The organism is Blastocatellia bacterium, from assembly GCA_035275065.1.
GTDB lineage: Bacteria > Acidobacteriota > Blastocatellia > UBA7656 > UBA7656 > DATENM01.
The window spans coordinates 37,304-60,418 of the sequence record DATENM010000064.1 but is presented as its reverse complement, the minus strand read 5'-3'; the positions used below and the strand labels follow the sequence as shown (position 1 = coordinate 60,418).

Annotated in this window: 13 protein-coding genes; 9 read left to right on the top strand and 4 right to left on the bottom strand. The window is 61.4% G+C overall.

Annotation, left to right across the window (positions count from 1 at the left end):
* Both VJ464_15095 and VJ464_15090 read left to right on the top strand, forming a co-directional pair.
* Complete coding sequence (locus VJ464_15095; protein HKQ06459.1) at positions 1 to 822, top strand: metallophosphoesterase; 822 nt, start codon at positions 1 to 3, stop codon at positions 820 to 822.
* A gap of 635 nt (positions 823 to 1,457) precedes the next feature.
* Positions 1,458 to 1,865, top strand: a complete 408-nt coding sequence (locus tag VJ464_15090) for a helix-turn-helix transcriptional regulator (GenBank protein HKQ06458.1) — start codon at positions 1,458 to 1,460, stop codon at positions 1,863 to 1,865.
* On the opposite strand, the gene VJ464_15085 is transcribed toward VJ464_15090, so the two are convergent.
* Complete coding sequence (locus VJ464_15085) at positions 1,866 to 2,042, bottom strand: hypothetical protein (GenBank protein ID HKQ06457.1); 177 nt, start codon at positions 2,040 to 2,042, stop codon at positions 1,866 to 1,868. It abuts the gene before it with no gap.
* A gap of 366 nt (positions 2,043 to 2,408) precedes the next feature.
* On the opposite strand from VJ464_15085, the gene VJ464_15080 reads away from it, so the two are divergent.
* Positions 2,409 to 5,573: a hypothetical protein gene (locus VJ464_15080; protein ID HKQ06456.1), complete on the top strand. Its 3,165-nt coding sequence runs from the start codon at positions 2,409 to 2,411 to the stop codon at positions 5,571 to 5,573.
* A 125-nt stretch (positions 5,574 to 5,698) separates the two neighbouring features.
* On the opposite strand, the gene VJ464_15075 is transcribed toward VJ464_15080, so the two are convergent.
* The 3 genes from VJ464_15075 to VJ464_15065 all read right to left on the bottom strand — a co-directional run bounded on the left by VJ464_15075 (position 5,699) and on the right by VJ464_15065 (position 10,282).
* Positions 5,699 to 6,091: a DoxX family protein gene (locus VJ464_15075; GenBank protein HKQ06455.1), complete on the bottom strand. Its 393-nt coding sequence runs from the start codon at positions 6,089 to 6,091 to the stop codon at positions 5,699 to 5,701.
* Positions 6,092 to 6,248: 157 nt separating this feature from the next.
* Positions 6,249 to 8,237 (bottom strand): winged helix-turn-helix domain-containing protein, encoded by a 1,989-nt coding sequence (locus tag VJ464_15070; protein ID HKQ06454.1) that lies wholly within the window; start codon positions 8,235 to 8,237, stop codon positions 6,249 to 6,251.
* 17 nt (positions 8,238 to 8,254) lie between these two features.
* Positions 8,255 to 10,282: a winged helix-turn-helix domain-containing protein gene (locus tag VJ464_15065; protein ID HKQ06453.1), complete on the bottom strand. Its 2,028-nt coding sequence runs from the start codon at positions 10,280 to 10,282 to the stop codon at positions 8,255 to 8,257.
* A 171-nt stretch (positions 10,283 to 10,453) separates the two neighbouring features.
* On the opposite strand from VJ464_15065, the gene VJ464_15060 reads away from it, so the two are divergent.
* The 6 genes from VJ464_15060 (at position 10,454) to VJ464_15035 (ending at position 22,979) form a co-directional block, all read left to right on the top strand.
* Complete coding sequence (locus VJ464_15060) at positions 10,454 to 10,942, top strand: hypothetical protein (GenBank protein HKQ06452.1); 489 nt, start codon at positions 10,454 to 10,456, stop codon at positions 10,940 to 10,942.
* A gap of 99 nt (positions 10,943 to 11,041) precedes the next feature.
* Entirely contained in the window at positions 11,042 to 11,644 is a 603-nt protein-coding gene (locus VJ464_15055) for a hypothetical protein (GenBank protein ID HKQ06451.1), read from the top strand.
* A gap of 105 nt (positions 11,645 to 11,749) precedes the next feature.
* Entirely contained in the window at positions 11,750 to 12,460 is a 711-nt protein-coding gene (locus VJ464_15050) for a hypothetical protein (GenBank protein HKQ06450.1), read from the top strand.
* 88 nt (positions 12,461 to 12,548) lie between these two features.
* The gene (locus tag VJ464_15045) at positions 12,549 to 14,831 is read left to right on the top strand and encodes a hypothetical protein (protein HKQ06449.1); all 2,283 of its coding nucleotides are present in this window, start codon (positions 12,549 to 12,551) and stop codon (positions 14,829 to 14,831) included.
* Between the two features lie 55 nt (positions 14,832 to 14,886).
* On the top strand, positions 14,887 to 16,128 hold the full coding sequence (locus tag VJ464_15040) for a hypothetical protein (protein ID HKQ06448.1): 1,242 nt from the start codon (positions 14,887 to 14,889) through the stop codon (positions 16,126 to 16,128).
* Positions 16,129 to 16,586: 458 nt separating this feature from the next.
* Positions 16,587 to 22,979: a HAMP domain-containing protein gene (locus tag VJ464_15035; GenBank protein ID HKQ06447.1), complete on the top strand. Its 6,393-nt coding sequence runs from the start codon at positions 16,587 to 16,589 to the stop codon at positions 22,977 to 22,979.
* Positions 22,980 to 23,115 lie beyond the last annotated feature (136 nt).

Here is a 23,115-nt window from a genome sequence, read left to right as displayed (position 1 = left end):
ATGCGCACGCTGGTTCATCTCAGTGACCTGCACTTTGGCCGCGTTGATCCGGCGATCATCGAGCCATTGATCGGAACCATAAACACGATCAAGCCTGACCTCGTCGCCGTGTCCGGCGACCTGACGCAACGCGCGCGCAGTGAACAGTTCCAACAGGCGCGAGACTTTCTCGACGCGCTGCCGGAGCCGCAGGTCGTCGTGCCGGGCAATCACGACATGCCTTTGCATAACGTCTTCGCGCGCTTCGCCACGCCGTTCGAGAAGTACCGGCGCTATATCGGCGACAACCTGGAGCCGGTCTATGAAGATGATGAGATGGTCGTAATGGGCATCAACACGGCGCGCCGGCTGACGATCAAAGACGGGCGGGTTAATCGCCGGCAGATCGCCGAGATGCGCGAGCGCCTGTGCGGCTATAGTGACGCGGTGATGAAGATCATCGTGACGCACCATCCCTTCGATTTGCCCGAAGGCGCGGCTGCCGGCGACCGTGTCGGGCGTGCGTTGCTGGCTTTAGAAGCGCTCGCCGAATGCGGCGCGGATATGTTTCTCGCAGGCCACCTGCACCTCGGCCACACCGGCAAGACGGCCATGCGTTACCCGGCGGGTGACCGCAATGCGATTGTCGTGCAGGCAGGCACGGCGACTTCGACGCGCGGCCGCGGCGAGCTGAATAGCTTTAATCTCATTCGCATTGAAGCCGACAACGTGGCGATTGAGCGGCTGGCCTGGCAAGTCGAGCGCCTCGCCTTCGCCGTCGCCACAGTAGACCGTTTCCGCAACACCCCTGCCGGCTGGGAGCGCCTGCCGGCGTCTCCTTAGCCGCATCGGCTTATTTGATTATTATCATGAAAAAAACGGGGAAAGCTTACTTCCCCAACTAAGCTTTCCCCGAAGGACGACAGCTCGTTTCCACACACAACCTCGAAGGAGAAATCACGTTAAGTTGCCTGAACGCTGATTGCTTGTCTGCCTTGCCATCTGCGGTCGCTGATCCTACCAAATTGTGCCCGGCGTCGCCCTCATCCGACGCCGGGCCGCCGAGAAATAGAATGCCGTTGATCTTCTTACCGCGCCCACGGTCGTCCGCTCGGTGACGCGCGGCTTAGTCGTGCAAAACGTTTCGTCTCCTATTGAGCCGGTATGCCGGTTATGATACAAAGGCTTCGCCGCGCAAAAATACACACGCGCCACCGCGCCGTAGCGCAGGCGACTCGAAGGGTGTCGGTAGTCTGAGCAACTTCCGTAAACTCACCTATAGAGATGAATAGGTGATGCTCAGGCGGCGGCGCGTGTGTTCAATGCTATTCGGTACACAGTAGCAGGTGGGGCGAGCCGCCCGCGATACGTTACCGTGCGCTATTTGTCTCCTAAGCGTGGTGTATATTACAGCGGAAGGAATCGCTTGTCAATACCTAAAAGTCGAAAAGATACTTTTAGGTAAGAAAAGAGGCAGAATGGAAAAACTCGGAGAGTACCTTGATCGCTTGATGCGCCAGAAAAATCTCACGCCCAAAGAGCTGGCCAGGCGGTGCAAGGTGACCGATAGCTACATCGGCAGAGTTCGCAAAGGCGCTTCCGGCAACCTCACGGTGCAGACCATGATGACGCTGGCCAAAGGGCTGGGCGTCAATGCCCACGATATCTTTACGGCGGCGTCGGGCATTCCGCCGGATGACGATGCCCCCATCGATCCGCTGCTGCTGCTGGATCATATGCAGAAGCTCATCCATGATCGCACCGGCATGGCCGTGCTGCGACAGTGGCTTGAGCTGTCGTCGAGCGAGCGACAGACGCTGCATGACTTCCTCGCCTACCTCAACGAACAGCCGCCTGAAGCCAAGGGCCGGCCACACAAGAAATGATTACTTGCGCCCGGCGGTCTCGGGAAAAACCTTGAGCGCGTACTTTAAAATCTTGCGCATCTGTTCTTCTTCGGCACGGTTTTCAGTGATCAGCTCGAGCAGTCGCATCGCCATTTCTTGCGCGCTCATCTCTTCGGGGGAAGGTTCGCGATGGCTGCTGTTCGATTCTTTGGCCATTTTGCTTTTCCAGTCCTCGTATTCGGTCTGGCTCGCCTGGACGATTGCAGGCCCGAGAGCCCGCGGCCCGGCGGTCCGGTCAATAGCGTAGACACTGTGGCGTGATGCGCTTTTATTGGCGAAACGGCTGAGCCAAACTTGTATCCCCTCAGGCTGCCGTAATCACTCGCTTCGCGCCACCCAGAATATGCAAAAGCCCGCAGCGATGCAAGCATAACCTCAACTCTTTCCTGCGCCGCTCGCTGCTGCGCCGCCGCCACGCGAGTCGCGGCGCGATTTGGCCGGCGGCTGCATAGACGCCGCGCCGCCGGTGGTTTATGCTTGTCTGGCTTTTGTCAAAACATCAATCGCATCTGGAGGAAGATCATGCGCACATACCGGCTGATTCGGACGACCGGTCTTTTAGCCGTCTTGTTCCTGTCATCGCATGCGCCCGCCCTGCTGGCTCAGGGCAACGGTAAAAGCAAGGGTGTGGACACGCAAGCCTTCGAGCGGCTTGAATGGCGCAGCATCGGCCCGGCCAATATGGGCGGGCGCACCGCCGACGTCGAAGGCGTTCCCGGCAACCCCAATATCGTCTATGCCGGCACGGCTTCAGGCGGCATCTGGAAGACGACCAACGGCGGCACCACCTGGACGCCGATCTTCGAGCGCCAGGGGACCATCTCGGTCGGCGACATCGCCCTTGAGCCGAACAACCCGGACGTCGTCTGGGTCGGCACCGGCGAATCCAACGTCCGCAACAGCGTGTCGTTCGGCGACGGCGTTTATAAGTCGAATGACGGCGGCAAGACATGGAAGCACATGGGCTTGCGCGACACCATGTACATCTCGCGCGTCCTCGTGCATCCGACGAATCCCGACACCGTCTATGTCGCGGCGCTCGGCCATGCCTTCGGGCCGAACGAAGAGCGCGGCGTCTTTATGACCACAGACGGCGGCAAGACCTGGCAGAAGACGCTCTACATCGATCCGCAGCATGGCGCCGCCGATATCGACATCGATCCGTCGAACCCGAACATCCTCTACGCCGCGATGTGGAATTTCGAGCGCAAGCCATGGACGTTCCACAGCGGCGACGAAAAAGGCGGCCTCTACAAATCGATTGACGGCGGGCGGACGTGGCAGAAGCTTACGAAGGGCTTGCCCAAGCTCATCGGCCGTATCGGCGTGCGCGTCGCGCCGAGCAACCCCGAAGTCGTCTACGCCATCACCGAAGCCAAAGACGGCACGCTCTATCGCTCGGATGACCACGGCGAGTCATTCAAGATGGTCTCGAAGCAGGCGAGCATCGTCTCGCGCGGCTTTTATTACACCAGAGTGCGCGTTGACCCGCAGAACGAAAATCGTGTCTATGCGGTGGCGTCGACGTTGTTCGTTTCGATAGACGGCGGCAAATCGTTCCGCCCCATCTCTGGCAAGACTCACGTTGATTTTCATGCCTTCTGGATCGATCCGAAAGACCCGAACCGCATGTGGCAGGGACAGGATGGCGGCATCGCCGTTTCTTATGATCGCGGCGAGCACTGGGAATACGTCAACAACATCCCGCTCGGTCAGTTCTATCAAGTGGCGGTAGACAATCGCCAGCCATTTTATAACGTCCACGGCGGCTTGCAGGACAATGGCGGCTGGACTGGCCCGAGCCGCACGCGCGAGCCGGCGGGCATCCTCAACGACGACTGGCGCATGGTGAACTTCGGCGACGGCTTCTTCGTCTTGAACCACGCGGACGACCCCGACCTCTATCTATCCGAATCACAGGGCGGCAACGTCGTGCGCACCAACTACCGCACACGCGAGCAGCAGCTGGTCACGCCGCAGCCATTCGATAATGGCGGCCCTGCCGGCGAGATGAAGTACCGCTTCAACTGGAATTCGCCGATCATCCAATCGCCGCATGACAAGAACACCGTCTGGTTCGGCGGCAACGTCATCTTCAAATCTACAGACTTCGGCAAGACGTGGCAGCAGGTCAGCCCTGACCTGACGACGAACAACCCCGAGCGCTTGAAGGATTCGGGCGGCCCTGTGGCCATCGAAAACACCGGCGCAGAGTATTACTGCACGGTCATCAGCCTCGCCGAATCGCCGGCGCAGGCGGGCGTCGTCTGGGCCGGCACAGACGACGGCAACCTGCAACTGACGACCGACGGCGGCAAGACGTGGTCAAACCTCGTCAAGAACGTCAAAGGCATCGGCGCCGATTCGCCGGTGTCGCACGTCGAGCCGTCGCGCGCCGGGGCCAACGTCGCTTATGTCGCCTTCGAGCGGCACATGTTCGACGACTTCCGGCCCTACATTTATAAGACCACGGATGGCGGCAAGTCGTGGACGAACATTGCCGGCAACCTGCCCGACCACGCTTACGTGCAGGTGGTGAAAGAAGACCCGAAGAATCCTTCGCTGCTCTACGCCGGCACCGAGCTTGGGCTATTCGTTTCTTACAGCGGCGGCAATACGTGGATGCCGCTCAACCTGAAAAACCTGCCGGCAGTCTCTGTGCATGACATTCTGATTCACCCGCGCGAAAACGACTTGATCCTGGCGACGCACGGGCGCAGCCTCTGGATATTCGACGACGCCACGCCGATTCAGCAGATGAGCGAGCAGATTGCCGCAAGCGATGCCCACCTGTTCGACATTCGCCCGGCAGTGCGTTTCACATCGCGCTTCACACGTTATGGCATTGGCGATAAAGTCTTCGCCGGCCCGAACCCGCCGTATGGCGCGTTGATCACTTATTACTTGAAGAGCAAAGTTGACGACAAGGCGGCCGTCAAAGTCGAAGTGCTGGACAGCAGCGGCAAGGTCATTCGCGAGATCAAGCAAGCGCCGAAGGACGCCGGCCTGAACCGCATCAGTTGGGACTTGCGTTACGAAGGGGCGCGCCTCCGCCGCGAGCCGCCGCCCGAAGAGGAGGCGTTCTTTGGTGGCCCGCGCGGCCCACAGGTCTTGCCCGGCACCTACACCATCCGGCTGACGGTTGGCGGCAAATCCTTAGAGAAGCGCGTCGAGGTGCGGCTTGATCCGACAGTCGAAACGGCGGCGGCGGACTTGCAGTCGCAGCTCGATTACGGCCTGAAGGCGCGCGACCTGCAATCGGCGGCGACCGACGCGCAACGCGCGCTCGACAGCATCAAGGAGCAGGTGCAGAACATTCAAAAGGTGGTCAAGGATCGCATGCCCGATGCGCCGAAGGAGTTGACCAAGGCGCTCGAAGATCACCTGAAGCAGGTCGAGGAGATGCAGAGCAAGCTGGCGCGGCAGGACAGCGGCGGGCTCGGTTTTGGCGGCAGGTCGGGGGTTGCCGATCAGATAGGCGGCTTCTTTGGGACGATTGACAGCGTCAACGCCGCGCCGACCGTCTATCAGCGCGAAGGCTTCACCGATTTGCAGACCAAGTTCCGCGCCCGCATGGAAGAGATTAACCGCTTCATCACCGACAATGTGGCGCAACTGAACGACACCCTGCGCCGCAACAACGCGCCGCCGGTGGTCGGCATTAAGCCGGTCGAAATCCCGCGCTGACCGCCGGCAGCGGGAAGAGAGACGCGGCGACGCAGAGACGCGGGGACGCGGGGACGCGGGGAAAGGAAGACAAGCAGTCAGTCTCTCTGTCTTTCCCTCGCCGCGTCGCCGCGTCTCTCTTTCTCTTAAGTGCGCTTGCGGCCCATCAGCGCGTCTACGCTCCAGACGCCGGAGCCGTGCGACGCGATGTAGAGGAAGAGGAAGCAGAAAAGCACCGCCAGCTCGCCGGCATTCAAGATCGGCAACGTCCCCCTCGGCGCGTGCTGAATGAAGTAAGCGAACGCCATTTCGCCCGAGGCAATGAAGGCGGCGATACTGGCGAACAAGCCGATGGCGATCAGCAAGCCGCCGACCAGCTCAATCACTCCCGCCGCTTTCAGCAAAGGGCTCAGTTCCATCGGTGGTTTGTTCGGCCAGCCCAACAGCTTTTGAGCGCCATGCATGGCGAACAGCAAGCCGGCGATGATGCGCAGCACGGCGTAGAGGTACGGCGAAAACCTTCCAAGCCAACGTGTCATTCATTATCTCCAAAGGAAAAGTTGGTGCACATCTCGGGTGCCTACGGATCGGCAAGATCACCGCGAGGATGCGTCACGGCTGCCGCCCGTTCAGGCCCCTGTGCTTTAGCCTGTGTGCAGTCTATGCGAATCGGCGCGGATTTCCAAAGCGTTTTTGCTAAGGCTGCGGGGCTGGTGCCGCGAGGTCTGCCATGCGACGGCGGAAGGCTTCATGCCGCTGCCTGGCTTTCTCCAGCAGGGCGGCGAATTCCGCATGGCTGCGGACGTTTTTCAGTAACGGGTCATTGGCGAAGTAGGAATAACAGAAGAAGCCTTGCTCAATGCTGCGGCTGAAGGCCCGCAAGGCGAGCTCCGTATTGCCGAGCGCGTCAAAGGCTTGCGCGAATTTATAGGCGATCTCGCCATCGCCGATGCCGGTCCGCGTGTTGGCCGCTTCCGCCTTCCGCAAAAGCCCCAGGCCCGCGCTCTTGTCTCCTTCAATCCCAAGTTTCAGCGCCCTGCCAATTTGCGAAACTACCCATGTGCCGTTGAGCTTGTAGGCGCGGTCGAAGTCGGCGGCGGCCAGTTGCAGGTCGTTCTGATAATAATGAGCCAGGCCGCGATAAAACGTCACGTACGCCGTTTCTTGAAGCGGCAAATTGCTCACGAACTTGTCGTACTGGCCTGTGTAGAGGTAGCTGTGAAAGACGTCCCTCTCGCGCTGCGGGTCTATGCGGATGGCGCGGTCGCTCTCGGCCAGCGATTCGTCGAGCAGGCCGGCGTAGCGATAGGCGTAGCTCAATTCCGAATGGGCGTTGGCGAGATTCGGATTGTCCGCGAGCAGGGCGAGCAAGTGCGGCACGGCTTCCTCGACCCGCCCGGTTTCGGTCAACAGCTTGGCGTACCACACACGCGTCTGGGCTTCATCGGGATCGAGTTCGAGCGCCTGTTGATAGTCGGCTTCGGCTTGTAATAGCTCGCGGTGGTCGCCGGAAAATTGCAGCGCGTTGATCTGATAAGCGCGCGCCAGGTAGGTCCAGCCCAATGCAAAATTCGGTTCGATCTGGACCGCCTCGTTGAGCAATTGGATGGCGTCGCGGTGGCGGTTGCCCGACATCAGGTAGCGGCTCCTGGCAAAGTCCGCCAAAGCGCGCGGATCGACCGGCACGCTGCGGTTGAGCCGCGCCCCTTCACGCTCGGTCAATTGCAGGCGCAGCCCCTTGACCACCTGTTGGGCGACGTAATCCTGAAGCTCGATCATCTTGCTCGACTGCCCTTTGATCGCTCCGCCCCACAACTGCGCTTTGTGCTCGACGTCAATGAGCTGTGCGTTGACCGTCAAGTCGTCGCCATCAACGATGTAGTTGCCCATCAGCAGGCAGTTGACATTTAACTGCCGCGCCACTTCTTCAGGCTCGACATCCATGTTGGCATAGCGCTCGACGTAAGGCGTCGGGCTGACGATGAGGGAACTGATCAGACCGAGTTTGTTAATCACCGAATCGGCGAGCGCCAGCCCGTAATCATACGGCTGGCCGCCCGGCCCTTTGTTGACGAACGGCAGCACGGCGAGCCTTTGAGTTCTCCCGCCGCGCGCCGGCGCTTTGCGCGGCCAGATCGTATAAGCGAGGACGGCCAACGCCACAACGATTGCCGCGACAATGAGCGTTTTCGGTTTGGTGAAATAACTTATAAGCGTCGGCGCGGTCGGGCGCTGGCTGGCAGACGCTGAGGCCGCCACGGAAGCGGCTGTAGCGGCCTGGCCTGCCGGCGCTGAGTCGCCCGCAAGCGGCATGGCGGGCGTCAGGTTCAGCTCGACTTCGTCGTTGAATTCGCGCACCGCGGCGGCGAAGCGGTAGCCGCGCCGCGGCAGCGTTTCGATATACTGGCCGCCGCCCGCCTGCTCGCCGAGCGCTTTGCGCAACATCGAAATGTGCACGGCAAGGTTGGCTTCTTCGACGAAGGCGTCGGGCCAGATCTGCTCCATCAACTCTTCTTTGCTGAACGAGCGCCCGGCCTGCCGCACCAGCACGAGCAGCATCTCGAAGGCTTTCGGGGCGAGCGCCACGGTTTGTCCGGCGCGCCGCAAAGTGCGCTCGTCTTCATCGAGGATGAACGCCTCGAAGGCGTAGCCGTGTCGTGGCCGTTTCTCGCTCGCTGCCTTCATACCGTCTCGCCGCCGGATTAAAAGAACGCCTGGCGGAATTGCTCTTGCCGCGCCCGCGCTTTCTCCATCAACGCGGCGAACTCGGCCTCGCCGCGCAACGGCGTCAGCAGCGGGTCGCTCATGAAAAAGGCATAGCAGAAGAAGCCCTGCTCGATGCTGTGGCGCAGCACGCGCAAAGCCGATGCCCGGTCGCCGAGCGCGGCGTAGGCTTGCGCGACTTTGTAAATGCCTTCGGCATCGCCGACGCCACTCTGCTCGATGCCGTGCTCGACATTACGCAACAAATCAAGCCCCGCTGCCAGCTGGTTGTGGATGGCGTAGCTCAACGCCTTGCCGATCTGCGTATACAACTGCGGTTCGGTTTCGTAGGCGCGATCAAATTCGGCTGCGGCGCGCTCCCAATTCTTCATGTAATAGTTGCCCAGGCCGCGGTAAAAAATCAGAAAGGCGTTGTCATCGCTGGCCGGCAGGCTGGCGAGAAATTTCTCGTACTGGCCGGTGTAGAGATAACTGTTGAAGGCCGAGCTGCCGGCTTTAACCAGCGGGTCGAGGGCGCGGGCGCGCTCGCCTTCCTCAACCGATTCCGCAAGCATGCCGGCGAAGCGATAGGCGTAGCCGAGCTCCCAGTGCGCTTCGGCATGGTTCGGATTGGCGGTCAGCAAGCGCCTGAGCAGAGGCACCGACTGTTCAACGCGGTTGGTGTCGGTGAAGAGGTTGGCTTTGAAGATGACCGCTTCCGTCAGGTCAGGGTTGAGATTGAGCGCCTGGTCGTAGGCCGCCTGGGCGCTCAGATGCAGATCGCGACCGCGCAGCTTGAACGACGCCGCGGCGTTGCGCGCCCGGCCCAGATGCGCCCAGGCGAGCGCGAAATTCGGGTCGAGCCGTACGGCTTCTTCGAGCAGCGGCACGGCGGCCATGAAATTGTTGTTCAGGTAGAGGTCGCGGCCTTGCAGGTAAAGTTCGTAAGCCTGCCGGTTTTCCGTGCCTTTCTGCTTCAGGGCCTCGGATTCATCGAAGCTCAGCTTCATCTGCAAGCGGTCAACGATACTAGCGGCAACCTGCTCATGGACTGCCGGCAGTTTGTCATAGCGGGTGTCGAGCGGCAGCCGCGCCAGAATCTCGCCTTTATTGGCATCGATCAACTGCACGGTGATGCGCAGCGTATCGCCTTCCTTGAGATACGTGCCGGTCATCAGCGTGTCGACATTCAACTCGGCGGCGGCGCGCTTCGGATCAATATTGGCGCCGGCATACTTCTTGACGTAAGCCGAGGGGCGGACGATGAGCGAGCGGATGCCGCCAAGTTTGGTGGTGATCGAATCGGCCAGCGAGCTGCCAAGAAAATCGGTGGCGGCGTTCGGGTTGAGATTGCGAAATGGCAGGATGGCTAGCCGGCGCGGCTGCGCGTTTGCCTTGGCGGTCGGGCGCGACAGCATGACGTAGCCGGCGGCGACCGCGATCAAGACAAGGGCGGCGGCGATGAACAGCGTTTTGCGCCGCAGGCCGCGCCCTCCCGCGCCGGCGCCAGCCGCCTGGGCGGTGACGGCGGGCGCGGCGTGATCTCCGCCGGGCGCGGCGCGGTCTGCGCCCGGCGGCGCAATCGTTGGTGTGGGCGGTAGCGCCGCTTCGCTCGTCGGGCCATTCTGCGCGGCGGCGTTGATTGCGGATTCTTCCGGGCCGCCCGTCGTGGCGGCGCCCGTCGGCACCTCCGAATTCGCGCCGGCCTGCACGGGCGCGGCAAAGCGGTATCCCTGACGCGGCACCGTCTCGATATAGAGGCCGCCATCGGGACGCTCGCCGAGCGTCTTGCGCAAGGCCGAGATCATCACCGCGAGATTGGCTTCGCCGGCTTCGCCCGCCGGCCAGATGCGCTGGATCAATTCGCCCCGCCCCATCACGCGCCCGCCGCTCTCGACCAGCGCCAGCAAGGCTTCAAACGCCTTAGGCGGCAGCGACACCGCCCGCGCGCCGCGCTGCAAACGGCGCGCGGCGGGGCTTAAGCGAAACCCGCCGAATTCATAAAAGCCTTCTGCTTCTAACGACATAAAGGCCCCTGCCGAGCATTTAGAAGATTATTTAGCGACTCTTAAAGACTTAAATATCGCCGTGCGGTTATCGTCCGCGGCGTGGAAAGGTGCTGGCGTCGGGTTGCAGTGAGAACAAGGTGCCCGGCGCCGGCGCCAATTATATGCCGGGTCCACATCGGTGACAAGGATATGGTTACAGACGACGGCAAAGGCAGCAGATTGATCAGCGCCATACGGCGCGCCGGCACGGCGCCGGCCTCGCGCCTCGCCTTCGCCGTCCTCATGTGGCTCGCCGCCGCACAGGCTGACGCGCCGGCGCGCCCGCCGCAGGCGGCGCCGCTCGACCTTCAGATCACGCAGGTGACGCGGCTGGCGCAGGCCAACCCGCAGGCGGCCACAGATGTCGAGGTTCGCTGGACGGCGCGCGTGCCGCAGGCGACGACGCTCGACGGCTTCGATGTGCTGCTCGAAGTCCGCTACAGCGATGGCGCGCGCGCCAGCGCCCGCGGCGACGCGCTCAAGGCGACGGCGCGCTCGGTGACGCTACAGGTCGCCTCGCACCCGAAGGCCAACCCGGCGGCGGCGCTCAAAACTTTCCACGTCAGCCTGCGGGCGCGCTTCAAAAACAGTCTCTCGGCGAGTGGTTCACAAACCGTAGTCAGAGACGGTTCATTTTAGTAGGCATCATTACAGCGGCCTCCGGGCGCGCTGGCTTGATCGCAGGATGTCCGCAGCGGACTTTCTAAACATTAATTTCAGTTCGAGAAGGAGAGACCCATGAAGAAGAGCCTGTTGATTGCGACTTTGATGTTCACCCTGACCGCCGGCTTCGCTGGCGTGCCCGCGGCCAGCGCCCAGGACTGCAATGTGCCGACGGCGGTTTCCAGTCTGGTCAAGCAACTGCGCGACGAGTGCAAGAAGCTGGAAGGCGACCAGGCCAACACCAGCACCTGCACGTCCAAGCGCGCCAGCTTCTTGAAGATGGTAGACGCCTGGAATCGTCTGGTCAGCGGCAGCTCGCTGCAAATCGGGCCGCGCGATATGGAGTTCGGCGTGGCGCAGACCGGCAACCTGCTCGCCCCCGCCGACCGCCGCTTCATTAGCCAGATCATCGAGCCCGAAAAAGGCGTCACCGTCAGTGTCAAGAAGCGTGATGACGGCAGAGCCGATTGCATCGTCAACATCTGCGCCGTTGATCTCAACACCGGCGCCGAGACCAAGCTGTCGAGCGACACCATAAACGGCAACGCCGCGGTCGGCACGGAGGTCAAGCGCACCTTCGCCGCCTCGCAGGTGGGCAACAAGATCGTCATCGTCCGCCTCGATGGCAAAGGGGTTGGCACACGCTTCCCCTACACCTTCACCGCCACCAAGAACTGATCACGCGCAGACGCCACCTCAAGGCAGGGCGACCACACAGACCCGCCGCCCTGCCAATTTATCAACCGCGGTTTCGCTTAAATGAAATCAACCTGAGGAGAATTTATGAAAACGCAAAGATCGAATCGTCGCACAGCCATCTCGGCGCTCCTGGCGCTGGCCTTACTCATCGCTCAGAGCTTCGCGCTCTCGACCCGCGCTGCCGGCCCGGACGTTGACCTGTCGAACGAGCAGCGCAACGTCAGCAGCTTTCTCAACGACCTGAGCCAGCTCGACGCCCTCGTCAGCTCGGCCACAGGTCCGCAACTGACGCCGCAGCTCAGAGCCCGTCTGGCGACGCAGGGCGACACCGTCAAGCGCCGCATCGCCGACTTCCAGAACGACATCCGCGCCGCGATCACCAAGCTGAAGGCCGCGGGTCTCTACGAAAGCCTTGACCAGCGCGCCCTGGCCAGGGTGCGGAGCGCCAAGCTGCGCAGCTTCATCCAGGAGCATGGCGGCGCGAGGAAGGTGCTGGAGTCTGCCATCGTCGTGATTGCCGAGCTTCGCGGCGACATTGACCAGACGCTCAGGGACTTGAACGCGCACGCCGGCGCGCAGACGATCAACGAGCTTGACCTCGCAAACGGCTCTGCGAGCCAGTTTCAAGGCTACCGAGTGATCCGCGCCGGCTACCACCCGGAGCCGGCATTCGGCAAGTTGAAGCAGGTCTTCAAGTGTCTGGTATCGGCAGGCGCCTACCTCCTTGCTTCGAGCAAGGAGAACAACGGGGCGGCGGTGCAGACCACCGAAGAGGCGTTCGACAAGAACTGCTAGAGGCCCAGGCCAACGCGGCGCGGCGACCCGTGTCAGCAAGACACCGTCGCCGCGCCGCCCCGTTCACCGCCAGATTGAGGGATTCATCATGACCAGGCAGAGAAGAGCATCTTTATCACCGCGCCATCCGCTGCATCTGGCATGGATGACATTGATGGCGCTGGCCGTGGCCTGCGCCGGTGGCGGGTGGTTCGGCGTCCGCGCCCAGGATGGCAGCGCGACGGCACGTCCGGCGCTCGTCGTGACGCCGGGCTTCAGCGGCGACCAGACGCTCGCGGCAGATTCGCTGATCGAGTTAAGTTTGAACCGCCCGCTCGGCAAAGACGAAGGCCGCGTCGCGCTGTTCATCGGCCAGATGGATGTCACCAGTCTTTGCGCGATTGGCGAAACGTCGCTGCATTACGGGCCGAAGCTCGTGCCGCTGTCTTCAGGACAATCGCTGTTGACGGTCTACCTGGTGCCGCCCGAAGGCGCCTGGCGCGAAGTGGCTCGTTTCACCCTGCGCGTCGAAGAGAAAAAGAACGAGAGCGCCGATACAAAAATTGCCGCGACGGCGGCTAAGCCAGCGACCGCCGCGGCTCAAGCCGGCTCGCCCGCCCAGCAACCCGCGACTGCCGAGACCGCTAGGCCGGCGACTAAACATTTCGGATTCGATAAGCTCGTTCTCACCCCGGCGCTGGTCATTGGCATTAAATCGCAGCCGGCGCAGTCGAACTTTCCGCTGACGGCGCGGCCCGACCGTCCGACCTTCACCGATCTGACCATGCAGGGCAGCATCAAGAGTGAGGCGGGGCGCGGCCTCTTCGGCTCGCAGTCGCAGTTTGATTTCGTCGGCGCGAGCTTTCAGAAAGAGGCGCTGCGCTTCGGCCAGCTCGGCGAGCGCGCGCCGCAGGTAGACCTCGCCAGTTACCTGATGCAGATTCAAATCGGCAAGGTGAAATATCAAGCCGGCCACTTTTCATTCGGCACGCTGCGCCACCTGATGAGCAGCTTTTCGAGTCGCGGCCTGATGGTCACCGTGCCGATTGCCGGCCGGGGCGACCTCTCGTTGGCGGCGATGAACGGCAGCAGCGTCGTCGGCTTCGGCAACTTCTTCGGCCTCGACAAGCGCCGCCATCAACTCTTAAGCGGCACGCTCGGCTGGGAGTTTTTACAGAAGCGACCGGGCGGCTTGCGCTTCGAGGCCGGCATGCTGGACGGCTGGCTGCAACCGGTCAACGGCTTCAGTCAGGGAAGCATCAACGACGCCGAGCGCAGCCGCGGCATCGCCTTCCGCGTGCTGGCGAGTGACGCGGCGCAGCGCTTCAAGATCGATAGCGGCCTGACGCGCAGCCTGTTTGTTAATCCGGCGGATGCGCTGCTCAACCAGACGGCCAACGTCAAACCGTTGCCGGCGCTGACCCGCAACGCCCGCTTTCTGGATGCCTCGGCGCAAGTCATAAAGGATAAACCGATCACCAAAGAGAAGAAGGCCAATCTGACTTTCGGCTTTCGCCACGAGCGCGTTGACCCGCTGTTTCGCAGCCTCGGCGCGTCTGTGCAGGCCGACAAATTTACAAGCGAGCTGTCGGCAGTCGCCAACCTCGGCGATTTCAATGCGCAGTTCACTCACGCGCGATTCAACGACAACCTGGCGAACATTCCTTCGATACTGAAGTCGCTGACGCGCGCCAACACTTTGACCGTGGGCGTGCCGTTGGCGGCGTTCTTCAGTGATCCGCAAAAGCCTTCGCCGCTGTGGCCGCGGCTCTCTTACACCTTCAATCAGATACATCAATTCGGCGCGGCGATTCCCGTACGCGGCGGCTTCGAGATTGACCGCGGCGCCATCCCCGATCAGGTCGCCACCAGTCAAGCCTTCACCGCCGACTGGCAGGTTCAGAAGCTGCGGCTCGGCTATCGCCTGAATCACTCGTTGCAGGACAACCGGCAGCCGGGCTTTGCGCAAGCCGACCTGGCCGGGCTGGTTAATGGCTTCAACATCGGGCTGGCGGCGAGCGGCGCGCTCGATCTTGGGCTCGATATCAACGACGAGCGTGCGGACAATCGCGGCGCGCGAACCCTCGATCACACCCTGCGGCTGGCGCCGACGATGAACTGGCGAATGAATAAACGGATGACCTTTGCCTCGAACTTCTCGACGACGCGGGCTGCCGACGAAGCCCGCACCAAACGCAACCGCAATATCGAATTCGACTTGCAGTGGACCTATCAATTCGGCTTCGAGCGCGACCGCCTGCGCAGGCTGCAAGGGCAATTCTTCACGCGCTATGCCAACCGCTACGCCTTTACGCGCAACTTCCTGGTTGTGCAAAGAGACTTGCAGAAGACGCAGATTGTCAACATGGGGTTGAGCCTCAACTTTTTCTGAGATCGCATGCGACCGCCATTCAACTCTCCGATCAACGTAGTCGTCAGGAGAAATCATGAAACGATTTGTCATCATCACGACATTCATTTTGGCGCTGGCTGTGAGCGCGGCAGCGCAGGAGATCAAGGTGTCGCCGTCGAGCGTCAACGCTTACTCGCAGGGCGCGACCAGCGCATTCCTGAGCTTCAGCAATGTCGTCAACCGGCGACCGGCTGACGCCTGCTTTTGCGGCGAGCTGGTGTCTGCGTCCCCCGACCTCGGCATGCGCTGCCGACCGGGCACAGAGTTCGGCTGCCTGCCGGTGCGCTACGATCAATCGAGGCTCGCCGGCAATGGCAGTTACACGGACATTATGTCTGTGCCGGCGGCGGTCGCAAGACGGGCTTACCTGGATGCGGCGGGCGGCGCCGAAGCGACTTTCTTTTATGTGCGCCGTTTCGTCAGCACCGCCGGCGGCCCTGACGAGTTCGTGCCGGTGACCATCAGGCTGGCGGGCAATGGCGTGGCCTCGCCTTTTTCGATCACCAACGTGAAGCTGAGCTGGGGCGTTGACAAGCCTGTGCTGCTGATCAACAGCGACGAGCGGCTGCCGGCGATTAAGGCTGAGATCACTTACACCGGCAGCGGGCGGCTCACGGGCCGCTGGGAGATCGTCAAGCCCGGCGAAGCCTTGCCCGACGGGCGTGACCTGTTGACCGAAGCGACGCTGCCTGTAGCCGAGCGCGGATTGCAGCGCCGCTTTACGGAGTTGAGCCGCTTCAATATCTTTTTGCCGCCGGTCGGGCGCTTCACCATGCCGGGGCCTGAAGGCTGGCGCGTGCCGAGCCACATCGAGGGCTTATACGTCGTATTGCTCAGAATCGAAGCCGCTGACGATGCCAACCCGGCCTCGCTCGCCACCGCCACCGCGACCGGCGGCGTCGCCGGCTTTGCCATGCCTGTGCTGCGCTATTACGTCGGCGGCAGCAGCGGCGCGACGGCGGCGGGGACGACGCCCGCCGATCCGTTGCTTCCGGCAGACGGGGCGCGCTTTGCCGCCGGCGCATCGGCGGAATTCAACTGGACGCCGGTCGCGGGCGCGGTCTTCTATCGTCTTGACATCGAAGACGAGCAATCACAACCCCTGCTGTCAGCGATCTTGCTTGCCGGCACGCAGCAGTACCGCGCCCCGTCATGGCTCGGCGAGCGGGCGGCGGGCAGCGCCCTGCGATGGCGCGTCAGGGCTTTCGATGCGTCGAATAGCTTGCTGAATGAGACGCCGAAGCGCACCCTTCGCCTGGCCGCCGCTGTGCGATAGGCGGAGAGAAAAGGTTTTTACATCGCCTTTCATTTTGCCGGACCTGGCCCGGCCCAGCGCGCCACAGCGGGTCACACGGTTGGCCAGCGACCGTCGTATTTGCTCGTCAGTCGCCCCGCACTAATTTTCGGAATCAAAGGCTGGTCATGGTGGCCAGCCTTTTAAATTTGGGTTTTCAAGTGCGGGATAACTGAGTATTATGGTGACGTGGACTCGATAGCCAGGCCGCCGGGCAAAGGCCCGAGGCTTCAATCCTCCGTTTATTCAAGAACTTGATGTCATGTAGGGGAATCGTTCCAGACCCGCGTGTCTTCTGCCTTTTAACGGACTCCTACATCACCCCATAACCCGGCGCGTTGCGCCCCGGCTGTCGCTCTACATCCGCGGGCGCTTCTTCACGAACCCATTGCAGTCCATGCGCCGGGCTGCATCCTCTTATTGTGCAAGGGAGATCAACAATGGCTAGCACGGCAAGCGAGGCGCTTAATACCGGCGCGTTGGATACACGCCTATTACTGCGGACGTTGATGGCGGTCAAGAAGGGCGACTTTTCGGTTCGCCTGCCGGACGACCAGACCGGCGTTGCCGGCAAGATCGCCGATACGCTCAACGAAATTATTGAAATGAATGAGCGCATGGCCAGCGAGCTACAGCGCATGAGCCTGGTGGTTGGCAAGGAAGGCAAGATCACGCAGCGCGCGACGGTGGGCAATGTCAGCGGCTCGTGGGCGAAACAGATTGACTCGCTCAACAGCATGATTTCGGATCTCGCGCAGCCGACGACGGAAGTGTCGCGGGTCATCGGCGCGGTTGCCAAAGGTGACCTGTCGCAGACGATGGCGCTTGAGATCGAGGGCCGCCCCTTGAAAGGCGAGTTCCTGAAAACCGCAAAGATCGTCAACACGATGGTTGACCGGCTCGGCTCGTTCGCCTCTGAAGTCACGCGCGTCGCCCGCGAAGTCGGCACCGAAGGCAAACTCGGCGGCCAGGCGCAGGTTAAAGGCGTGTCGGGAACGTGGAAAGACCTGACCGACTCGGTCAACCTGATGGCCGGCAATCTGACGGGGCAGGTGCGTAACATCGCCGAAGTCACAACGGCGGTTGCTAACGGCGACCTGTCGAAGAAGATCACCGTCGATGTGAAGGGCGAGATTCTTGAGCTGAAGAACACCATCAACACGATGGTGGACCAGCTCAGCTCGTTCGCATCGGAAGTCACGCGCGTCGCCCGCGAGGTCGGCACCGAAGGTAAGCTCGGCGGCCAGGCCATCGTCAAAGGCGTCGCCGGTGTCTGGAAAGACTTAACGGATAATGTGAACCTGATGGCCGGCAACCTGACCGGGCAAGTGCGAAACATCGCTGATGTAACAACCGCCGTGGCCAATGGCGATTTGTCGAAGAAGATCACGGTGGATGTGCGCGGCGAAATTCTTGAGCTGAAGAACACGATCAACACGATGGTGGACCAGCTTAACTCGTTCGCTTCCGAAGTCACCCGCGTCGCGCGCGAAGTCGGCACCGAAGGCAAGCTCGGCGGGCAAGCGGTGGTTAAAGGCGTTTCGGGAACGTGGAAAGACCTGACCGACTCGGTCAACTTCATGGCTAGCAACCTGACGGGGCAGGTGCGTAACATCGCCGAAGTCACAACGGCAGTCGCAAACGGCGACCTGTCGAAGAAGATCACGGTAGACGTGAAGGGCGAGATTCTTGAGCTGAAGAACACCATCAACACGATGGTCGATCAGCTCGGATCATTTGCCTCGGAAGTCACGCGCGTCGCCCGCGAGGTCGGTACGGAAGGGAAACTCGGTGGCCAGGCCGAGGTCAAAGGCGTGTCGGGAACCTGGAAAGACCTGACAGATAACGTCAACGCGATGGCCGGCAACTTGACGGGGCAGGTGCGTAACATCGCCGACGTGACGACCGCCGTAGCAAACGGGGACCTATCGAAGAAGATCACCGTCGATGTGAAGGGCGAAATCCTTGAGCTGAAGAACACGATCAACACGATGGTTGACCAGCTCAACTCGTTCGCCTCCGAAGTCACGCGCGTCGCCCGCGAAGTCGGCACCGAAGGCAAGCTCGGCGGCCAGGCGCAGGTTAAAGGCGTGTCGGGAACGTGGAAGGATTTGACGGATAACGTCAACGCGATGGCCGGCAACCTGACTGGCCAGGTGCGTAACATCGCCGAAGTCACAACGGCAGTCGCAAACGGCGACCTGTCGAAGAAGATCACGGTAGACGTGAAGGGCGAGATTCTTGAGCTGAAGAACACCATCAACACGATGGTCGATCAGCTCAGCTCGTTCGCATCGGAAGTCACGCGCGTCGCGCGCGAGGTCGGCACCGAAGGCAAGCTCGGCGGCCAGGCCATCGTCAAAGGCGTCGCCGGTGTCTGGAAGGATTTGACCGACAACGTCAACCTGATGGCCGGCAACCTGACTGGCCAGGTCCGTAACATCGCTGATGTAACAACCGCCGTGGCCAATGGCGATTTGTCGAAGAAGATCACCGTCGATGTGCGCGGCGAGATTCTTGAGCTAAAGAACACCATCAACACGATGGTCGACCAGCTCAACTCGTTCGCCTCCGAAGTCACGCGCGTCGCCCGCGAGGTCGGCACCGAAGGCAAACTCGGCGGCCAGGCTGATGTGCGCGGCGTGGCTGGCACGTGGAAAGACCTGACCGACTCGGTCAACTTCATGGCTAGCAACCTGACGGGCCAGGTCCGTAACATCGCCGACGTGACCACGGCAGTCGCTAATGGCGACCTGTCGAAGAAGATCACCGTCGATGTGAAGGGCGAGATTCTTGAGCTGAAGAACACGATCAACACGATGGTCGATCAGCTCAGCTCGTTCGCCTCCGAAGTCACGCGCGTCGCCCGCGAGGTCGGCACGGAAGGCAAACTCGGCGGACAGGCCGATGTGAAGGGTGTGGCCGGCGTTTGGAAAGACCTGACCGACAACGTCAATCTGATGGCCGGCAACCTGACCGGGCAAGTGCGAAACATTGCTGACGTAACAACTGCGGTCGCAAACGGTGACCTATCGAAGAAGATCACGGTGGACGTGCGCGGCGAAATCCTTGAGCTGAAGAACACGATCAACACGATGGTTGACCAGCTTAACTCGTTCGCATCGGAAGTCACGCGCGTCGCCCGCGAAGTCGGCACCGAAGGCAAACTCGGCGGGCAAGCGGTGGTTAAAGGCGTGTCGGGAACGTGGAAAGACCTGACTGATTCAGTAAACTTCATGGCCGGCAACCTGACGGGGCAGGTGCGTAACATCGCCGCAGTTACTACGGCAGTCGCAAACGGCGACCTGTCGAAGAAGATCACCGTCGATGTGAAAGGTGAAATCCTTGAGCTGAAAAACACGATCAACACGATGGTGGACCAGCTCAACTCGTTCGCCTCCGAAGTCACGCGCGTCGCCCGCGAGGTCGGCACGGAAGGGAAACTTGGCGGCCAGGCCGAAGTCAAAGGCGTCGCCGGTGTCTGGAAAGACCTGACCGACAACGTCAACTTCATGGCGGCGAACCTGACCACACAGGTGCGCGGCATCGCCCGCGTCGTCACCGCCGTCGCTAACGGTAATCTGAAACGCAAGCTGACGGTCGAAGCGCTGGGCGAAATCGCCGAGCTTTCCGACACGATCAACAGCATGATCGATACGCTCGCCACCTTTGCCGATCAGGTGACGACCGTGGCCCGCGAGGTCGGTATCGAAGGCAAGCTCGGCGGCCAGGCAAACGTGCCCGGTGCCAGCGGCACGTGGCGCGACCTGACCGATAACGTCAACCGCCTGGCAGCCAACCTGACTACACAGGTGCGCGCCATTGCCGAAGTCGCCACCGCCGTTACCAAGGGTGACCTGACGCGTTCGATTACGGTCGAAGCGGCGGGCGAAGTCGCGGCCTTGAAGGACAACATCAACGAGATGATCCGCAACCTCAAGGACACGACGCGCAAGAACACCGACCAGGACTGGCTGAAGACCAACCTGGCGAAGTTCACCCGCCTGCTGCAAGGCCAGAAAGATTTGATGACGGTGTCGCGCTTGATCCTTTCCGAGCTTGCGCCGCTGGTCAGCGAACAACACGGCGCTTTCTATATCTCCGAGAATGGCGACCAGAACCCGGCGCTGAAGCTGCGCGCCAGCTACGCTTACAAAGAACGCCGCGGCCTGTCGAACCAGTTCCGCCTCGGCGAAGGGCTGGTCGGGCAGTGCGCGCTTGAGAAGGAGAGAATTCTCATCACCGACGTGCCGGAAGATTATGTGCGCATCAACTCCGGCCTCGGCGAATCTTTGCCGATGAACATCGTCGTCCTGCCGGTGCTGTTTGAAGGACAGGTCAAGGCGGTCATCGAGCTGGCTTCGTTCCATCACTTCAGCGACATCCACCTCGCCTTCCTCGATCAGCTCACCGAATCGATTGGCATCGTCTTGAACACCATCGAAGCCAATATGCGGACGGAGGAGCTGCTGACGCAGTCGCAGTCGCTGACACAGGAGTTGCAGGTGCGCCAGCAAGAGCTGACCGAGACCAACAAGCGGCTGGAGCAACAGGCCAAGTCGCTGCAAGCTTCCGAAGAGCTGCTCAAGAAACAGCAGGAAGAGTTGCAGCAGACCAACGAAGAACTGCAAGAGAAGGCGCGATTGCTCAGCGAGCAGAAGAACGAAGTCGAGCGCAAGAACCGCGAGATCGAAAACGCCCGCCGGGCGCTCGAAGAGAAGGCCGAGCAGTTGTCGATCACCTCGAAGTACAAATCCGAGTTCCTCGCCAATATGTCGCACGAGCTACGCACGCCGCTCAACAGCATGCTGGTGCTGTCAGAGCTGCTGGCCGAAAACAAGGACGACAACCTGAGCGAGAAGCAGATCGAGTTCGCGCAGACGATCCATTCCTCGGGCGCTGACCTGCTGGCGCTGATCAACGAGATTCTCGACATGTCGAAGATCGAGTCGGGGACGGTGGATGTCGAAGTCAACGACGTTCCCTTCGACAACCTGCGCGAGTCTTTGGAGCGTGCCTTCAAGCCGGTCGCCGAGACCAGGGGGCTGGAATTCACTGTCGATCTCGACCCGCAGTTGCCGCCGTTTATGCGCACGGACGCCAAGCGTTTGCAGCAGGTCTTGAAGAATCTGCTGTCGAATGCCTTTAAGTTCACCCACGAAGGCAGCGTCCGGCTGCGTATCGAGGAAGCGACGCAGAGCTGGGTCTTTGACAACGAGGTGCTCAACCGCGCGGCGCGGGTGCTGGCGTTTTCGGTCATTGACACGGGCATCGGCATCCCCGCCGACAAGCACCGCATCGTCTTTGAGCCCTTCCAGCAGGCCGACGGCACGACGACGCGCAAGTACGGCGGCACCGGGCTGGGACTGTCAATCAGCCGCGAGATCGCCAGCCTGCTCGGCGGCGAGATTCGCATGTCGAGCGCGCCCGGCGAAGGCTCGACCTTCACGCTCTACCTGCCGCTCTACTTTACGCCAATCCCGGGAAGGGGCGAGGGCAATGGCTCAAGTCAGGCCGACCTCGAGATGTCGCGGCGGTCGAGCCTGGCGCGCTCGGGCGAGTCGCTGGTCAGCAGCGCCGCCGACCCGCTGCTCAACCTCGACTCGTCGCTGCTGTTACAGGTTGATATTGCCGACGACCGCGAGCAGATCGAAGCCGGCGACCGCGTCTTGCTGATCGTCGAAGACGACACCAACTTCGCGCGCATCCTGCTCGACCTGGCGCGCGAGAAGGGCTTCAAGGGGATTGTCGCATCGCGCGGCGACGCGGCGCTGGCGCTGGCCAAGAAGTTCACGCCCGACGCCATCACGCTCGACATCCGCCTGCCGGTGGTCCACGGCCTGGCGGTGCTCGACCGCTTGAAGCATGACCCGGCGACACGCCACATCCCCGTGCATATCATCTCGCTGATGGAAGATCACCATGTCGGCTTGAAGATGGGGGCGCGCGTCTACCTGAAGAAACCTGTGACCAAGGAAGGGCTGACCGATGCCTTGAGCAATATCAAGAGCTTCATCGAGCGGCCCGCCCGGCGGTTGCTGGTCGTCGAAGACAACGACGTGCAGCGCAACGCCATCGTCGAGCTGATCGGCAACGGCGACGTGCAGACGACGGCGGTGGCGAGCGGCGAAGAGGCGCTGTCGGCGCTCAAAGAGACGGCCTACGACTGCATGGTCTTAGACCTCGGATTGCCGGGAATGAACGGCTTCGAGCTGATCGAGCGGGTGAAGTCCGAGGTCGGCTCAATCGATTTGCCGATCATCGTCTACACCGGCAAGGAGCTGTCGAAGTCCGAAGAGACCGAGCTAAAGCGCGTTGCCGAAACCGTGATCATCAAAGACGTGAAATCGATGGAACGCTTGCTCGATGAGACGGCGCTCTTCCTGCACCGCATCGAGGCCAACTTGCCGGAGCCGAAGCGGCGCATGCTCGAGCAACTGCACATGACCGATTCGGTGATTGCCGGCAAGAAGGTGCTGGTCGTTGACGACGACATCCGCAACATCTTCGCCATCACCAGCGCCCTCGAACGCCACCAGATGGAGGTCGTCTACGCCGAAAACGGCAGGGGGGCCATCGAGCTGCTCGAATCAACGCCGGATGTTGATGTCGTGCTGATGGACGTCATGATGCCGGAGATGGACGGCTACGAGGCGATGAGCGAAATCCGCGGCAAGGCGCAGTACAAGTCCCTGCCGATCATCGCGCTGACCGCGAAAGCCATGAAGGGCGACCGCGAGAAGTGCATCGAGGCGGGGGCCTCGGATTACATCACCAAGCCGATTGACATCGCGCAGCTTTTGTCGCTGCTGCGCGTCTGGCTGTACAAATAGCAGGGGAGGTGACGAGTGACAAGTGACAGGTGACAAGACGATGTGACTGCGCTTCCCGACACGGCATGGGTAGCGTAGTTCTTCTCGTCACTTGTCACCTGTCACTTGTCACTGATCGTTATGAATTGGTCGAGCA